The 15,718-nt window shown below is 68.6% G+C and carries 11 protein-coding genes and 1 pseudogene; 2 read left to right on the forward strand and 10 right to left on the reverse strand.

The genetic code is table 11. The annotated features are described in order from the left end of the window. Positions 1 to 33 precede the first annotated feature (33 nt). The 3 genes from ACFYXE_RS08140 to ACFYXE_RS08150 form a co-directional block, all read right to left on the reverse strand. Positions 34 to 1,632: a PfaD family polyunsaturated fatty acid/polyketide biosynthesis protein gene (locus ACFYXE_RS08140; RefSeq protein ID WP_389311375.1), complete on the reverse strand. Its 1,599-nt coding sequence runs from the start codon at positions 1,630 to 1,632 to the stop codon at positions 34 to 36. A gap of 147 nt (positions 1,633 to 1,779) precedes the next feature. Next, positions 1,780 to 3,105, reverse strand: coding sequence for an ABC1 kinase family protein (locus ACFYXE_RS08145; RefSeq protein ID WP_389310210.1), 1,326 nt, complete (start codon positions 3,103 to 3,105; stop codon positions 1,780 to 1,782). Positions 3,106 to 3,359: 254 nt separating this feature from the next. Continuing rightward, positions 3,360 to 3,560 (reverse strand): hypothetical protein, encoded by a 201-nt coding sequence (locus ACFYXE_RS08150; protein WP_389310212.1) that lies wholly within the window; start codon positions 3,558 to 3,560, stop codon positions 3,360 to 3,362. A gap of 1,163 nt (positions 3,561 to 4,723) precedes the next feature. Here ACFYXE_RS08150 and ACFYXE_RS08155 point away from each other — a divergent pair. Next, positions 4,724 to 5,878 (forward strand): epoxide hydrolase family protein, encoded by a 1,155-nt coding sequence (locus ACFYXE_RS08155; RefSeq protein WP_389310214.1) that lies wholly within the window; start codon positions 4,724 to 4,726, stop codon positions 5,876 to 5,878. Positions 5,879 to 6,147: 269 nt separating this feature from the next. Here ACFYXE_RS08155 and ACFYXE_RS08160 read toward each other — a convergent pair whose 3' ends face one another. The 5 genes and pseudogenes from ACFYXE_RS08160 to ACFYXE_RS08180 all read right to left on the reverse strand — a co-directional run. After that, positions 6,148 to 7,821 carry a nickel transporter gene (locus ACFYXE_RS08160; RefSeq protein WP_389310216.1) on the reverse strand — a complete coding sequence of 558 codons (1,674 nt, stop codon included), beginning with the start codon at positions 7,819 to 7,821 and terminating at the stop codon, positions 6,148 to 6,150. Beyond that, positions 7,818 to 9,152, reverse strand: coding sequence for a tetratricopeptide repeat protein (locus tag ACFYXE_RS08165; RefSeq protein ID WP_389310218.1), 1,335 nt, complete (start codon positions 9,150 to 9,152; stop codon positions 7,818 to 7,820). Before ACFYXE_RS08165 ends, ACFYXE_RS08160 begins: the two co-directional genes overlap by 4 nt. A 77-nt stretch (positions 9,153 to 9,229) precedes the next feature. Further along, complete coding sequence (locus ACFYXE_RS08170) at positions 9,230 to 10,792, reverse strand: DUF4331 domain-containing protein (RefSeq protein ID WP_389310220.1); 1,563 nt, start codon at positions 10,790 to 10,792, stop codon at positions 9,230 to 9,232. Positions 10,793 to 11,622: 830 nt separating this feature from the next. Continuing rightward, positions 11,623 to 12,060 (reverse strand): STAS domain-containing protein, encoded by a 438-nt coding sequence (locus ACFYXE_RS08175; RefSeq protein ID WP_389310222.1) that lies wholly within the window; start codon positions 12,058 to 12,060, stop codon positions 11,623 to 11,625. Between the two features lie 2 nt (positions 12,061 to 12,062). Further along, positions 12,063 to 12,493, reverse strand: a pseudogene (locus tag ACFYXE_RS08180) (hypothetical protein); the annotation flags it as partial. A 118-nt stretch (positions 12,494 to 12,611) separates the two neighbouring features. On the opposite strand from ACFYXE_RS08180, the gene ACFYXE_RS08185 reads away from it, so the two are divergent. Further along, positions 12,612 to 13,355 (forward strand): ANTAR domain-containing protein, encoded by a 744-nt coding sequence (locus tag ACFYXE_RS08185; RefSeq protein WP_389310224.1) that lies wholly within the window; start codon positions 12,612 to 12,614, stop codon positions 13,353 to 13,355. Positions 13,356 to 13,466: 111 nt separating this feature from the next. Here ACFYXE_RS08185 and ACFYXE_RS08190 read toward each other — a convergent pair whose 3' ends face one another. Together ACFYXE_RS08190 and ACFYXE_RS08195 are read right to left on the reverse strand one after the other, a co-directional pair. After that, positions 13,467 to 13,883, reverse strand: coding sequence for an STAS domain-containing protein (locus ACFYXE_RS08190; RefSeq protein ID WP_389310226.1), 417 nt, complete (start codon positions 13,881 to 13,883; stop codon positions 13,467 to 13,469). Between the two features lie 27 nt (positions 13,884 to 13,910). Beyond that, a complete protein-coding gene (locus ACFYXE_RS08195) occupies positions 13,911 to 15,236 on the reverse strand; it encodes a GAF domain-containing SpoIIE family protein phosphatase (RefSeq protein WP_389311377.1) in 1,326 nt (441 codons plus the stop codon). Positions 15,237 to 15,718 lie beyond the last annotated feature (482 nt).

Raw genomic sequence — 15,718 nt, forward strand, 5'->3', positions numbered from 1 at the left:
GGCCGACCGCCGGCCTCGGCGGGAAACCGACCGTCAGACGGGCAGGGAGAGACGGCGGGGGCTACAGGAGTACGCGGCGGTCGGCACGGCCAGCCCACAGGCGCCTAACTGGTGGGCACGGGTGACGACCGCCGCGCCCTCCATCAGATTCAGGGCGACTTGGACGACCGTGCGCTCAGCGGGATCCGCCAGGAAGCTGCCTGCCGTCCACCGGTTGAACGCTCCCATCGCCGGCCCGCACCAGATCTGGAAGTCCGTCGCGCGCTCGGTTGTGCCCTCGATCGCCCACCGGCTCGCGTTGCCCAGATACCAGCGGAACATCAGTGCCATCCGGTGCTTGGGTTCCTGCTCCGCTCGCCGCACCTCGCGCGGGTCACGCTCGTTCCAGAAAGCCCGCGTCTGATGCCACACCTCTGCCAGCGAGGCACCGAGCACATGCTGCTCCAGGCGCTCGCGGACGTCACGGGGAAGTTCGTCCACCCCGCCGTAGGTTTCGTACAGGGTGTACAGCTGGCGGGCCCGCCCGGGGAACAGGGATCCGCGCCGCAGCACCTGCACGTTGATCCCGAGCTCGAACATGTCCGCGGCCGGGGCCATGGTCACGTCCGCCAGATCGGCACCGGCCAGCATGGATTTGCCCCTGGCCGACAGTGCCGACTCGACGCACCCCTGGTTCACCGAACCGACGACCACGTAGGCGGCGCCCATGGCGAAGGCCGCGGCCAGACTCTGGGGGGTGCCTAGGCCGCCTGCCGCACCGATCCGCACGGGTTCCTCGAAGCCGTGCTCCGCCACCAGGGTGTTGCGCAGTTGTGAAAGGACCGGCAGCAGAGATACCAGCGGCCGGTTATCGGTGTGCCCTCCGCTGTCCGCCTCCGCGGTCACATCGGTGGCGACCGGGATGCGCGCGGCCAGCCGCACTTCGTCTTCCGTCAACTGGGCTGACCGCAATAGTCCTTCGAGCAGATCACCTGGCGGAGGCGACATGAACAGCCGCGCCGTCTCCGGACGGGACACCTTGGCGAAGATCCTCCTGCCGCGCACGATGCGTCCCGCGCCGTCCAGGCGGAGGCCGGCCACCGCGCAGCGCACGACGGAAGGCGTGAGGTCCATGAACGCCGACGTCGAGACGCAGGGCACCTCGCTACGGATCAGCAGGTCTGCGATCGCTTCCTCGGCGCCGGGTTCCATCGGGTTGTGAATGAGATTGACGCCCCAGTTGCGCGAACCGCCCAATCCCGTGCGGAGCTGTTGCACCGCTTTGCTCACGCGGTCTGAGGCCAAACCTGCGGCACCGAAGAAGGCCATGAACCCGGCCCTTGACATGGCCGTCACCAACGGAACCGAGGAGATCCCGTTCGCCATCTCGCCGGCCACGTAGGCGAACCGCGTGCCGTGCGCGGCGGTGAATGAGCGATCGCCCAGCCATTCGGGGTAGAGGGCCGGGAGCGAGCCGATCACCTGGAGGCCGCCGGTCTCCTGCTCGGCAAGGAGTACTCCTGTACTTCCGGAAGAAGCATCGAGGACCAGGCGCGCGGGTGAGCGGAAGCTGTGGACGGCTGCCGTGACGGCGGCGGGGGAGTGAGGAACTCGGCAGCCCCGATTCTGCACTGCTGTTCTGGGGAGGGGCACTTCAGGCAAGGTCGGCTCCTTGCGGTGGGGATGTGGGGGGGGCACGGGGCGTGGCCGCACCACTTGCGCGACCGGGCCCCTACGTGAACGATTCTGCGAACGGCGGGCGAGGCGTCCCGAGTACAGGGCGCCCGCGGAGGGCCGGTCTCAGGGAGTGTGAGAGAAGCGCCTACGCTGCCGTGACTGTCTGAGCGCCACCAGCGCGGTGGAGACGCCCGCCAGCGCATCGAGCCTCCGCCAGGCGACGGACAGATGCTGTCTCCTGGTGGCGGAGATGGGGTCGGCAAGGTTGGTGCGTGTCTGCACCGCGAGCTGGCGGTCCGCGAGATCCTTGGCACCTGACTGTAGTTGAGCGGGCACTGTCCCGAGCGTCTTGAGGACGCTTAGCGTCAGTTGCGCCCCCTGCTCCGCGGAGAGGTTGTCGAGGACTAGGTCTCGCATGATGTCCTGCAGCGACTCCCGGAGCGCCGCGGCGAACTTGAGCCTTGGGTACAGGCAGCGCAAAGAGCCCTCAAGGTTGGCCACGGATTTCCCCATGACCGAAACCAGCGGCGTGATCTGAATTCCGTTGGCCGAGGAGTGCTTCATGACGGTCATCAGGGCGACGCCGTAGTTGAGTTCCAACAGGCTCGCATCGGCCCACCGAGGAACCACGCGCGAAATGTCGCCGACGAAGGATGAGACGTTGCTCCAGGGAGTCGCGGTACCGAGCTGAACCCAGTGTCTTGCCATCGCGACACCGTCGTTCTGGGCCAGGGAGAGAAAGACGCCGAGCATGGTGCTGCTCGTCTCTCGGTCCATCTTTCCCACCATGCCCCAGTCGATCAGATGGGCTTTTCCGTCCGGGCTGATGATGATGTTTCCCGGATGTAGATCCGCGTGGAAGGTGCGTTCGACGAAGTAGCTTCGGAACATGTAGGAGATCAGCTGGTTGGCCGTCTTCTTGCGCTGCTTCTTCGTAAAATCGTCCGCTTTTACCTGGCTGATCGGAACACCTTCGGCGAAGGACTGCACCAGCACTCGTGGCGTCACTGCGATAACCCGTGGCACCTTGATCTGGGAATAGTGTGCCGCCACCCGGCGTGCGTCCTTCATGTTTTTCGCCTCGCGCGTGAAATCGAGTTCATCCTCCATCACTGCGAAGAGCAGCTCCAGCATCGCACTGGTATCGACGACTTCACTGAAGCGTGGAGCGGCGCGCTTCAGGAGGCGTGACACGGTACGCAGGACCGTCATGTCCCCCAGCACGGCTTCTTTGCTTCCCGGGCGTTGGATCTTTACGACACACGGCCGGCCGTCCCAAGTGACGGCCTTGTACACCTGGGCCAGTGATGCGGCCCCCAGGGGCTGCGAGGTCTGGATGTCCCGAAAACGCTCCCGCCAGTCTTCTCCCAGCTCCTCGCACAGCACCCTTTCGTACTCGCCGAAAGGCTCCACCATCGCGTGGTCCTGCAGCTTCTCCAGCTCGTCCATGAGGTACTGGGGTACTAGGTCCGGCCGGGTGGAAAGAACTTGTCCGACCTTGGTGTACAACGGCCCGAGATGCTCCAGCGTACGGCGCAATTCCTTAGCTCTCCGGAGGTGCGCCTGGTGAGGGCTGACGGCGTTCGACCGGCTGCCCCAAGGATGTGAGCGCAAGGTGCAGCCGATTTCACGCCCGATGAAGCGAGAGACGATGCGGACTGTACGTGCACCGCGTCCTTCAGACACCCGGACTCGCTCTCCCTCTAGACCTTCTGTTCCCGTTCCTTGTGCAGCGCAGTCAGAGCTGCCACTTGCTGAGCCAGGGTGCCAAGTTGCTCAGACAGGATCTGGATGTGCTTCTCATTGCGCTTGGCGCGCTTGTTACCCTTTCCCTTGGTCGATTTGAGACCTTTCCGAAGCGCTTTCGACGAGTCGCGGTTGAAGTTCTCGGAACGTTTGATCATGTCGTCGAGGATAGACCTTCGGGCCATGTCTTATCTTCCTTTCGTTTTGGGTCGCAGGTGCCGGGTGGCGCATTTCCTCTTGAGCGAGGGGCTCATGCGGGAGGTCGCCAAACACCGTACTTCGTATCCGATAATCCGGGATGTCCTGGCGAGCGTCAATTCTCCGGCACAAAATTGATTGACTAGAAAGCGTCTCGCCTGACGCATTCGCCCGTTAAAACACGCGTTCGAGTCTACGCGCGTCCGCGTTACTCGAGAGGGGTAAAGGTGGGCTTGAGCTTCGGTCGTCTTCGGCAAGAGCGCATGGGGAATCGGAGATCAGAATTCAAAACGGTCGGATTCGGGTCATCTTTTTTTCGCACCGTAAAGGGGGGAGGGGGTGTTCAGCAGGCGCGCGCGACCAACCGAACGTGCCAGAGTGCAACGAAATCTCCGGCAAGTATGTTTCGGACCCCAAGGTTTGGAACCTGATAGCCACGTGGATCCCTGTGGGCATGGCCATGGGCGCTCTGGTCGCGTTCGCGGAGCAGAACTGGGCGTAGCCCGGCCGGCGGGGTGTGCTGTTCGCCCCGCGTCCGTGCTGCTCTGGGGCGACCGCGGTGGGCCGACGGCCGTCAGATCCACTCCTTGCCGAACTTCCGTCGCGCGACGACTCGATTCCCGGCACCACCGGTCCGCTCACGGACGGCTTGGTGGTGCGTGCCAAGACTTCAAGGGCGCGGTAGGTCGTCGCGAGAGCGCCCCCTTCACCCGGTCGGCGCAACGCGTCGTTCACCTCCGCTGAGGACAGGGGCCGCGTTGAAGACCACCATCGGCACCCCCGAGGCGCACCGTGCGCCCGGCCATCAGCGTGGCCGCCGGCTCCGACGCCGGTCCCGGCAGCACCACCAGGCCCTCGCCCAGGTGCTCCTGGGGCCGGCCACGCCGCGACCGGCACCCCGCCCGCGCTGGGGCGTGCGTGCGCGGCCGACTTCGCCGCTCCGCTCGGAGCAGGTGGCGTTGGCTTGCGCAGGAGCGTTTTCGCCTTCCTTGAGCTCTACTGAGGGCGCTGCTGTGCGGCGGCGCGGGGCTATGTCGACCGCGGCCTGCGGCCTGGCGTCTTCCTCGCCTCGTACTGGGCTCGCTCACGGCGTTTTGCCTGGAATGGTCATAGATTGATGAACATGTGTGCTGACCTCAGCCCCTTCCGGATCGATATCCCGCGGGCAGATCTCGAAGACCTGCATGACCGCCTGGCCCGTAGGCGGTCGCCTTACCCGGTTCCCGGCGTCGAATCGGAGTGGGAGCGCGGCATCCCCGAGTCCTACCTTCACGAACTGGCCGACTACTGGGCGGACGGTTTCGACTGGCGGGCCCACGAGTCCCGGCTCAATGCCTTCCCGCAGTTCCTGACCGAGATCGACGGGCAGACCATCCATTTCCTGCATCTGCGTTCGCCGGAGCCGGACGCCACGCCGCTGTTGCTGAACCACAGCTACCCGACATCGTTCGTGGAGTTCTTGGAAGCCAGCGGGCCTCTGACCGATCCGCGCGCGCATGGCGGAGATCCGGTCGACGCGTTTCATGTCGTCATTCCCTCCCTTCCCGGGTTCGCCTTTTCCAGCCCGCTCTCGGCGCGCGGCTGGAATCTGGAGCGCACCGCCCTGGCATTCGGGGAGCTGATGACCCGTCTGGGGTATGAGCGCTTCGGTGTTGAAGGCGGCGACCTGGGGGCCGGCGTGACCGGCCGGGTGGCCACGCTGATGCCCGAGCGGGTCATCGGCGCGCATACGCATGGTGACCGGCTCCAGCTCGGCATGGTCGGTGAGGATCTCCCGGTGCCGGACGGCCTGACTTCGCAGGAGCGCACCGAACTCGAAGCGGCCCAGCACCGATGGTCACAGATGAAGGGCTACAAGGTGCTGCACTCGACCGCGCCCAACGCCCTCTCGGTGGGCCTGACCGATTCACCCATCCTTCAGCTGGCCTGGATCGCCGAGAAGTTCGTGCAGTGGGCCAACCCCGCCACACCGATCAGTCGCGACAATGTCCTGATCACCGCGAGCCTCTACTGGTTCACCCGTACCGGGCCCGCGGCCGGCGACTTCTACTGGGAACTGGCCCACGCCGACAACGCCGGCTGGGGCAGCCCTTCGAGCGTGCCGATGGCTTCCTCGCTCTTCTACAGCGACCCCGTCGTCCGTAAGGTCCTCGGTCCCGCCCCGGACAGTGCGGTGTTCTTCCGGGAGCACGCCGAGGGCGGGCACTTCCCCGCGTTCGAGGTTCCCGACCTGTTCGTCGACGACATCCGCGCCTTCTTCCGTACCCTGCGCACCTGAACTCGCTGTCACCGGTGGACACCTGTTGGATCGGGGGGTGTGCGCAACTCCCTCCCAGAGGGGGCCGCCCGCCGCGTCGAGGACCTCCGTGACCACCGAGGTGAGACCCTCCGGTGCCCCGCGCAGGGCGGTCTGCGCCGCTGTATCCAGGCGCGCGGCCAGGTCCGGCGCGACGGGTGTGTTGTAGGTGATCGAGACCGCGATACGGGCGACTGCGGTGCGGTGAGGTGTCGCGTTGTCGGCGAGGGGAGCGACGATGGAAGCGTTCGTCACCATGGTCTGGTGGCAGCGCGGGTGACCAGGCCGAGGCCGACGCAGAGGACCAGGAGCGAGGTACCGATCGGTCCGTAGCGGGCGAGGCGGCGCAGCCGCTTCCAGCGCGGTGCGTCGGCTGTGCGCAGTCCGGCTTCGATGCGGTCGCGCAGCCGTACGAGGAGGAGGCCGGCCAGGGTGAGGGTACCTGCCATCCCGATGCCGTAGGCGATGACCAGGGTGATGCCGAAGGCGGTGCGGCCCAGTGCCGTGGCTCCGAGGAGGACGACGAGCGCGGACGGACTTGGCACGAGGCCTCCGGCGATGCCCATGCCGATGAGGCCACTTCGCCTGGTCCGGGGAGGGTGCGCGGCGTGGTCCGTTCCGCTGTGGCTGTGGCTGTGGCTGTGGCTGTGGCTGTGAGGGTGCTCGCGTTCCTTGGTCAGGACGGCGACGGAACCTGGCTCGAGCTGCTCTTGTGGGGCCGTCGCGCTTGTCGAGCCGGTGAAGGCCCGTGCACCGGCCGGCTCGCTCCCGTCGGGAGCGCTGTGGTGGTGGTCGCTGCCGTGTCCATGGCTGTGACCGTGATGGTGGTGGTGTCCGTGATGGTGATGGTGGTGCGGGTTAGTGCGGTTGAGGAGTGCGGAGCGCAGGAGCCACAGTCCGATGGCGGTGATGATGAGGCCGCTGGTCGCGCCGAGCCAGGTCAGGACGGTTTCGCCGGCGAGGTGGGTGGCGAGGGGGAGGGCGAGGCCGAGGGCGAGAACGCCGGCGGTGTGGGTGAAGGTGACGGTGGCGCCGACGGTGAGGGCGTCCCGCGGGGTGCCGCGTCGTCCGGCGAGATAGGCGGCCATCAGGGTCTTGCCGTGCCCGGGCATGGCGGCGTGCGAGGCGCCCAGAACGAGCGAGAGCAGCAGCGCCAGCAGCCCGACGGGAACGGTCAGTTCGCGTGCGCCCAGAGCTGCGTCGAAGGCGTTCTGTGTGGCGGCCAGTGCCGTGCCGAGGGGGCCTGTCGTGGGGAGGGCGTCGCGGACGGCGGTCAGCGCCTGTGTCTGCCCCGGCTCGCTGTGCAGGGTGGCGGTGCGTTGGTTCAGCGGTGCGGCCAGCGGGTCTTCGGGGTAGTGGCGCAGTTCGCTGGTCGGTGACTGTGCGGGGACGTCGGACGAGGTCAGTGCGAGGCTGTCGGCGCGAGCGGTGATCTCCTGCCATCCGACGCGCCGGGTGTCGTACGCCGTGCGCAGCGCGAGCGTGGACGGCGCGTGCAGGTCGGCGGGTGCGCTCAGGGCGCACTGGAGGCGGCTGGTGTTGAGCCCGGCCTCGCCGGGCTGCCGTCCGAAGCGGCTGGAGTCGAGGCGCCAGGCGAGGAGGCTCTGCCCGGCTGTGACGGTGAGTTGCCGCTTCAGAGTGGTGCAGGCAGCTCGTGCGTAGCGGTTCTTCTCGTCGCGGGTGAGGCGTCCGTTGCGGTCGGTGTCGACGTCGGGGAGTTCCTGGGCGGCGGCGATCTCGGCGCGGTCCACGACGACACGGGCGTCGATGTGGTCGGGGTGCAGGACGAGTCCGGTGTGGTGATTCACGGTGAAGTTGCCCAGCGGGTGTGCCGCGGCAGCAGGGACGGAGAGCAGCATCGCGCCGCTCAGGCACGCACTGGCGACAAGCAGCCTGGCAGCGGCGCGGAGAGTGATCGAGTTCATCGGGTGCCGTCGATTCTGCGGAGCGCGGTGCGGGCCTGGGGGGCGTGCAGGGGGTGGAAGCGGCCGTCGATGGCGAGCGCACGACCGAGGTCCTGCCGGGCCTTGGTGGTGTGGCCGAGCGCCTGGTGGATGATGCCCCGGTGGAAGTGGAAGAGGGCGCTCTGGGTGTGCAGGGCCAGGGCGCGGTTGGCTTCCACAAGTGCTTGGTCGTCACGGCCGGCCTGATGCAGGGCCCAGGCGTAGGCGTCGTGGACGGCGAGGAACGGCCGGGTGGTGACGGCCTGGCGGCCCAGGGCGACGGCGGTACGCGGATTTCCGTGGTCCGCTTCGAAGAGGATCGCGTCGGTGTCGGGCGCCGCGCCGGTGGCTTGACGCACCCTGTCCTGGGCGCGCAGCACGTCGTACTGCTCCCGGGCCTGTTCGCGCCGGCCGAGGGACTGCTGGAGCTCTCCGAGGCCCAGCAGATAGTGGGGCAGCGGTGCGATCGCGATGGCCTGGCGGTAGTCGCGCACGGCCCGGCCGGTGTCGCCGAGCGCGGCGTGGGCGCGGGCCCGCGCCTCCAGCAGGGCGCTGTCGTGCGGGGCGGCGCGCAGTCCCGACCGGGCCTCGCGCAGGGCGGTGCGGGCATCGCCCCGGTCCAGGGCGAGGAGGGACAAGTGGGCATGGGCGAACGCCTGCTCGGCAGGTGACGATGCGGCCCTGAGCGAGCGGGCCATCAGCGCACGGGCCCTGGACCGTTCGCCCCGCAGCTCCCACATGTAGGAGGCGCGGGCCAGGGAGGTGCTGTCGGGCCGCAGGTCGATCATGCGCTGGACGGAGTCGAACGCCTGCTCGTAGCGGCCGAGCTGGGTGTAGGCGTCGGCCAGGACGCCGTGGGCGGAGGAGCTGTAGGGGTTCGTCGTGGTGGCCTTGCGCGACCAGGCGAGGGCCGCGGTGAAGTCGTGGCGGCCGGCGGCGAGTGCTCCCATCGCGGTCTCTGCGTGGTCGTTGCCGGACGGTCGCACCTTCAGCGAGCGGCGCAGTGCGGATTCGGCTTTCGCGTAGAGGGCCGGGTCGGCGTTCTGGCGGGCCTGCTGCACATACGCCATCCCCAGAGCCGACCACGCCTGCGGGTCTGCGGGCACGTGGCGCACCCGTTGCTGCAGGGCATCGACTGATCCGCCGTGTGCGGAAGCGCCCTGAACGGCGGGGGACTTGGAGGTGGCCTCGCCTTGAGGCGAGAGGCCCAGTGCACCGGCGGTGAACAGGACGGCGCCCAGGGCGATACTGACCGCGGCGCTGCGCAGATGTCTGCGCCCGGCCGGCTTGCGGTTCGGGTGGTCGCTGGGCACGCATACCTCCGTAAAAAAAGGGGGCTAGGCCCTGGCGGGCGCGGCGTACTGCGCGGCCCGCCAGGGATGGGGGGGTGTTAGGCGGTGCGCCGGCGACGGATCCGGTAGCCGCCGGCTCCCAGCAGCAGCACACCTGCCGCGCCGGCAGCCGTTGCCTGGGACGTCTTCAGCGAGGACCGCTGGGCCCCCTGGGCGCCTGCGGCCGCCTGGTTGACGCTCTTGGTGTTGGGCAGGGCCAGGTAGGGGAAGGACGAGCCGAAGGCGGCGTCGTTGGCGTCGACCTTGTCGCCGTCGGCCAGCGCGGGTACGAGCTTGCCGCTCTGCGCGGCGCCCTCGACGGCCTGCAGGGAGACATCGACGACGTCATCGCCCAGACGGCGGCCGTTGGGGAAGCCGGCCAGGTCACCGGCCAGGACGCCGAGACGGTTGGGCTGGGCGGCGGGCGCCACGGCCATGTTCAGGCGCAGTTCCTCGGCCGGGACGATCCGGCGGGGCACGGCGTCCTTGTTCAGGCGGTGGGCGTTGAGGTCGGCCTTGATGGGCCCGCACGCCTTGCAGATGCCGGTGAGGTAGATCTCGGCCAGGTCGTTGCGCGGGGTGGCGGGTGCCGGGACGCCGTAGACCTTCTGGATGAGCTTGGGCAGGATCGGGTCGAGGACCTTGTCGACCACCGGCTTGACCGTACGGTCCTGGTGCGGTGCCAGGGAGTTGAAGGCGTCCTTGTACTTCAGCGGGACGACCACCTCGTTGACCAGCGGGTTGCCCAGGCGGGACACCTGGCGCCAGCCGCCGTGGTGGCCCGAGCGACTGTCGGACACCTGCGCGCCGCGCCGCTCGGTGGTCGACCACACACCCACCACGGGATTGCGGGAGGCGTTGCCGCGCAGCGCGAGGGCCTTCTTGGGGATCTGCAGCGCGACCGTGTTCACGTTGTACCCGGCCAGGGTGTCCTGGCCGCGCTCGCTGAGGTTGCCTCCATAGAGGAGGTCGAAGACGCGCAGGTCGGCGAAGAACGGGTCGTCGGCCTGCCCGGCGAACGCCTTGGCGCCGCCGTTCAGCGAGCGGACGGCCTGGGTGCGCAGAGCCCCGTAGTCGGGCATGGAGGCCTTGCCCGTACGGGAGGGGGCCACCGGCGCGTCGCGCAGCAGGGTGCGGGTGCGGTGACGGGAGTCGGTGACCTTGAGGTCGTAGGTCTGGCGGAAGTTCAGGTCCGGGTCGCTCAGCGAGGTGACCGGCCCGGTGTTGTACAGAAACTGCGAGCCTGCGTCGCGGACCTGGTTGCGGAACGTCCACGTGTAGGTGAGATCGGGGCGTCCGTCACCGGTGTTGTCGATCTTGATGTGGTAGCGGGCGTCGTCCGCGAAGGCGTAGAAGTTGGGACCGCCGTTGGGCTCTTCGAAGGGAATCCAGTTGGCCACCAGGGTGACGGAGTCGCCGCGGTCCGGGCTGGTGAAGGCGTACACGTCCGTGTTGTCGGCACGCGGGTCCCCGGCGATCAGGGGTGCCTCACGGTGGCTGGAGGCAGCACTGGGCGTCGGTGCGAGCGCCAGTCCGGCCAGGCCCGCGGCCAGTGCGCCGGAACCCAGGACCAGCAGCGCCTGGTCGACCACGCGCCTGGCCGGTCTTTTGGAAGGGGACATCAGGAGGTGATCCTTTCGCGACAGCCTGTCCACGCACCTGCCCACCCAAGGTGAGACGCCGGCCGACCAGGCTGAGAGGAAAAGCCGTGCACAGGGCTGCCCACAGACCCCGTGGAGCAGCACGACAAGGACCTGACGAGGCGTCAAATCAATTCGCTGCGGCACGACATGAGAGATGGCTCAACGCAGAAAACCACGTGCGCCGAGGGCTACGTACCGCATCGCGCCTCCAGCCGACGAACCCGAGTTCACAGAATGAGCGAAAGGCGCAGGTGAAGCCCGCTGGCACCTATTCGATACGGCCCGCAGAATCGACGGCGACACAACTGCGGACGCTACGCCGAATGAGGCTCGTGACCTTATTGCACACCGTTGGCAACAGGGACGCTTCCGGCCTCAAAATCTCGCCTGACCCCATAGCGCTCCGAAATGGGGCTTGTTGCTGCCTGAAGAGTCCCTCCGGGCCTCAGTGGCCGCAGCGTCGAAGATGCGCTTCAGCTGGGCGCAATATTCCGTCTTTCGATTGATTCTCCGGATTCGGGCCAATCCTTCTGTGCGCCTGCTCCGAATTCATCAATTTGCCTCTTCTCACCTACACCGTGGTCGCGAGAGGGGACTTGCCTGGCGAATCCACAGCTTCGAAGGGCTGCCGCATGCGGGCGTGTTGCCACGGCCGACGTAGTCAGGGCTGCGATCCGCTTCCTGCGTGGCACGCGAACAGGGCAGCCACGCTCGCCGGCTCTGCCCTGACCGCCGAAGAGCCCCGCGTGCGGTGGCGGGGCGGGCCGGTGCTGCCGCTGTGCGGCTTCGGCCCTCTCAAGGCAAGCAGCTCAAGGCAAGCAGGGTGATCTGGTGTCCGGGACGGCGGGCAGGACTTCGAGACCGAAGCCGAGGCGGGGGTGACCCAGCATCCACAGCGTCCGCGCATGGGTGCAGATCAACCGCGCCCGTCCGCCACGGGTCACGGCCCGGTGCCGCACCAGAGCCAGGGCGGTCAGGCCACTGGTGTCGATGAACGTCACCGGGCGTAGGTCGATCAGGAGGTCCGGTCGCTGTGGCTGGAGGGTCAGCAGCAGGGCGCCGGTGAGTTCGGGTGCGGTGAGAACGTCGATCTCACCTCGCAGGTGGCTAGGGTGGCAGCTCCGTGCGGGCGCGTGGTCAACATGTAGACGTCCGGGGCCATCAGGGTCCCTCAATCCATAACTCGCCCAATATGGCGTCAACGTGGATCGAGGCAACTTCACCGGGCCCCGAGCCGACGCCACCACGCGTTCTCGTCGTTCTTGAGGACCTTGAGCAGGTCCCGTCCGTTCATGCGGGGCACGTTGAGGTCGAGGACGATGAGGTCCGGACGGGGGCTGTCGGGGCGCGCAGGTGCTCCAGCGCGGCGACGCCGTCGGTGATCTGGACGAGGTTGCGGGCTCCGCGCTCGGAGAGGGGATAGCCCGCGCCCGCGCGGGCCGCCGTGGCGGCGGCGTCCTGCTGGAAATGGTCGAGCAGGTGGAGCAGGGCCAGGGCCGGAACCGAATCGCCGGCCGCCGCCGGCAGCGCCGGGTCCTGCAGCAGCTGTCGCGCCAGACGCTGCGCGAGCCCGGCGATCGCCGTGTCCGCGACCGCCGCGCCGAACCGCCGTGTCGGGCGCCCATCAGGACGCCGACAAACACCTCCCCGCCTGCGTGCGGGCGGGGGCGAACCGGCCATCTGTGCTCTTCACCGTTTGGTGCCCCGGGACTGGGGGAGGCAGTGCTGGATCGACCTGCGCGGACGAGGCCCGCCGACTCCTTCCCTCCCCGCACTTCGAGGCACGGCGGGAGGGAGCGTGTTGGCGACAAGCGGCATGACCCAGGTCCTGCGCTCCGTGCACCACGGGCACGTGAAGCATCTGGCCCGGGACGCGACGCGGGCCCTGGGCGCTGCCGGTGTCGTGATCTCCCTGGTCACGACCAGCGGGGTGTCCACCGAGCCCGTGTGGTGCTTTCCCGAGATCAGCGCACAGTTCGAGGAACTGCAGTTCACCCTTGGACAGGGCCCAGGGCTCGACGCGGTCCGTCACGCCGTCCCCGTTCTGGTCCCCGACCTGGGGGCGGTGCGCGCGGAACGGTGGCCGGTCCTGCTGCCCGCGGCCCGCGAGCTCGGAGTGCAGGGCGTGTACTGCTTCCCCCTCGGCGTCGGCGCCATCAGCGTTGGCGTCCTGATCATCCTTTGCTCTGCACGACAACAGCCGCTGACCTCCCGGCAGTACGCGGACGCCACGGCGCTGGCCGCCGTGCTCACCGCCCACCTCCTGAGCAGCCACGCCGAGGACTCTGCCCGCGACGGCGCGCCCCCCTCGCTCACAGGTCCGCCCCATGACCTTCGCCGGGCCGTGGTGCACCAGGCCACAGGCATGGTCAGCGCCCAGCTCGGGGTGCCGCTGGACGAAGCACTCGTCCGCCTGCGTGGCTACGCCTTTCGCGCCGAGGAGACGCTGACAACCGTGGCCGGAGGCGTCGTCGCCCGACGTCTGCGCTTCAACCACGACGGAAACGGGCCGGATTCGCCCGACGAGGGCAAGGGAGGATGACCATGGCCCGTCATCTTCCGCACGTACGCAGGCCCCCGCACCTGCGGGTCTCGGAGCTGGCGAAACAGGTGATCGGCGGAAGTGCGACAGGTCGAACAGAGCTGGCCCCGGTCAGCCGGGGAGCTGGGCCAGGGCCAGGGCCAGGCTGTGCTGTGTGTTGAAGATTTCCTCGACTCCGGTGCGGTGCAGGCGGCGGGTGAAGGCGCCGGCAGCGGGGGCGATCAGGACGAGTCCGCAGGGGGAGGCGTACGCATGGAGGAGGAGGCCGAGGAGGACTTCGTCGCCGAAGTCGAGGCCGGAGAGGTCTACCACGAGCGGGCGTCCCGTGGCTCCGGCATCGCGAAACGCCCGTTCCAGGGCAGAAAGGTTCCACGCTCCGGTACTGCCGAGCAGAGCCAGGACGCAGGCGTTGGGACGAGTGTGCTCGGTGATCCGGACGAGAAGATCATCGGGCGGGCGTTCCTGCATGTCAGGTGCCTTCTGTCCATTGTGGCGCTGTTCATGTGCTTTTTGCGCCGGAAGCTGCACGGCTGGACGCCAGTCCGTCCCCGAGGATCAGGGCTGCGGCGGGACTCGCAGGGAGAGCAGGGCGGTGTCGTCGCTGGCCCAGCCGCCGTGATGGCCGGCCAGCACCTCGGCGATGCGGGCGTTGGTGGTCGCCGCGTCCAAGCCGTGGGTGTCCGCCAAGGCGCGGGCGAGGGCGTCCTCGTCGAAGATCGGCCGGTGGGGCAGGGCGCTGTGCGGGCCGGGGCGTGCTTCGCAGGCGCCGTCGGTGTAGAGGAACAGCAGATCGCCGGGGGCGAGGCGGAAGCGCACGTCGGTGAGGCGGACGGTGGGCATGGTGCCGAGCAGGGTGCCGGGGACCCCGGCCTGCCGGACACGGCCGTCAGCCCGGCGGATGAGGGCCGGAGGGTGCCCGGCCAGGCACAGCCGCCCGGCTGCGCCGGCAGGGGCGGTGCGCAAGGTGGCCTGCACGGCAGTCAGGTAGCGCGGCGCGCGCTGGGCGAGCATGGCGGTGTTCAGCCGGTCAAGGACTTCGGCGGGGGAGAGGTGGTCCCCTGCATCCGCGCGTAGTGTGTAGCGGGCCAGGGCGGTCACCTTGGCCGCCTCGGTGCCCTTGCCGCAGACGTCCCCCATCACGGCCGTCCACCACGGCCCGCGGGCATGGAAGAGGTCGTAGAAGTCGCCGACGACCTCCACGTTGCCGGTGGCGGGCAGGTAGCGGGCCGCGGCGTCCAGTCCGGGCACCGGACGCAGGACCGGGGGCAGCAGGCTGTCCTGGAGGCTGCGGGCCAACTCCCGCGAGGTGGCCAGCGCACTCTGTGCCGTGGCCAGGGCGCTCTGTGCGATGTTCAGCGAGATGCGCAGGTTGATCTCGTTGGACACCGCCCGAGCGAGCACGGCAAGGCTCTCCAGCTCCTGCGGCTGCCACTGGCGGGGGTTGGCATCGATGACGCACAAGGTCCCGATCGCGTGCCCGTCGGTGGTGACGATCGGGAACCCGGCCCAGGCGCCCACGCCCCACGGACCGATCGCCTGGTGACCGGCAGTGCGGGCATCCTTGGCCGCGTCCTCCACGACGAACGGGCCGTTCGCGCCGACGGCGAAGTAGCAGAAACTTTCCCCCACCCCGTTCTGCCACGCCTCCACCCCGCCATAGGGCAGGTGTGGCACCGACTTCCAGTAGGTCTGCGCATCACCCACGAAGGTGATCGCTGAGATCGCCGCGCCGGTGACCGACGCCGCCAGCCGCGTCAGGTCGTCGAACTCCTGCTCCGGTGCGCTTGCGATCATGCCGCTGGCTTCGAGAGCAGCCAGCCGTACGGGATCGGAAAGCACCGCCGGCAGCCCATCGTCCCGGGCTCCTTCCGGATACTCCAGCACGCTCACCGACTTGCCCTCTTTCCCCCGGCTCTCCCGCAGGATCTCGGGCCACCCAACCACAACCGGCCAGCCGCGTCACCAGCGGTCCATACGGCGGGCCACTGCCAGCACGACCCCATGAGCCGGCCACCGGACTGCGCAGCTCAGCTGCCAGCCCCACGCACTAGACGCCTGGAACCGGCCGATACCGGCTGCCTTCATGGCCTGCCCGCCGCACCGCGCACTTCCCGCCCTCGCCAACCCTGTTGACGGTTCCCGCAACCTGAGGTCGACCACGCCCGCGTCCGGGTCCAGGGCCGGGTGGGTACCGGACTCACCTCGACAGGCACCGGAGTGGCCTTTCCGATGATGTCGCTGCGGTACTGCCCCTGGGGAAAGACCCGCCACGATGGCCGCAGGAGAACGGCTTCCGCCGGTGAGCGTTCGCCCTTCAACCAGTGTTGGGGTCACTTGACCGGGAATGCATCGACTAGCTGGTG

It is taken from the genome of Streptomyces sp. NPDC002564, assembly GCF_042889645.1.
Taxonomy (GTDB): Bacteria; Actinomycetota; Actinomycetes; order Streptomycetales; family Streptomycetaceae; genus Streptomyces.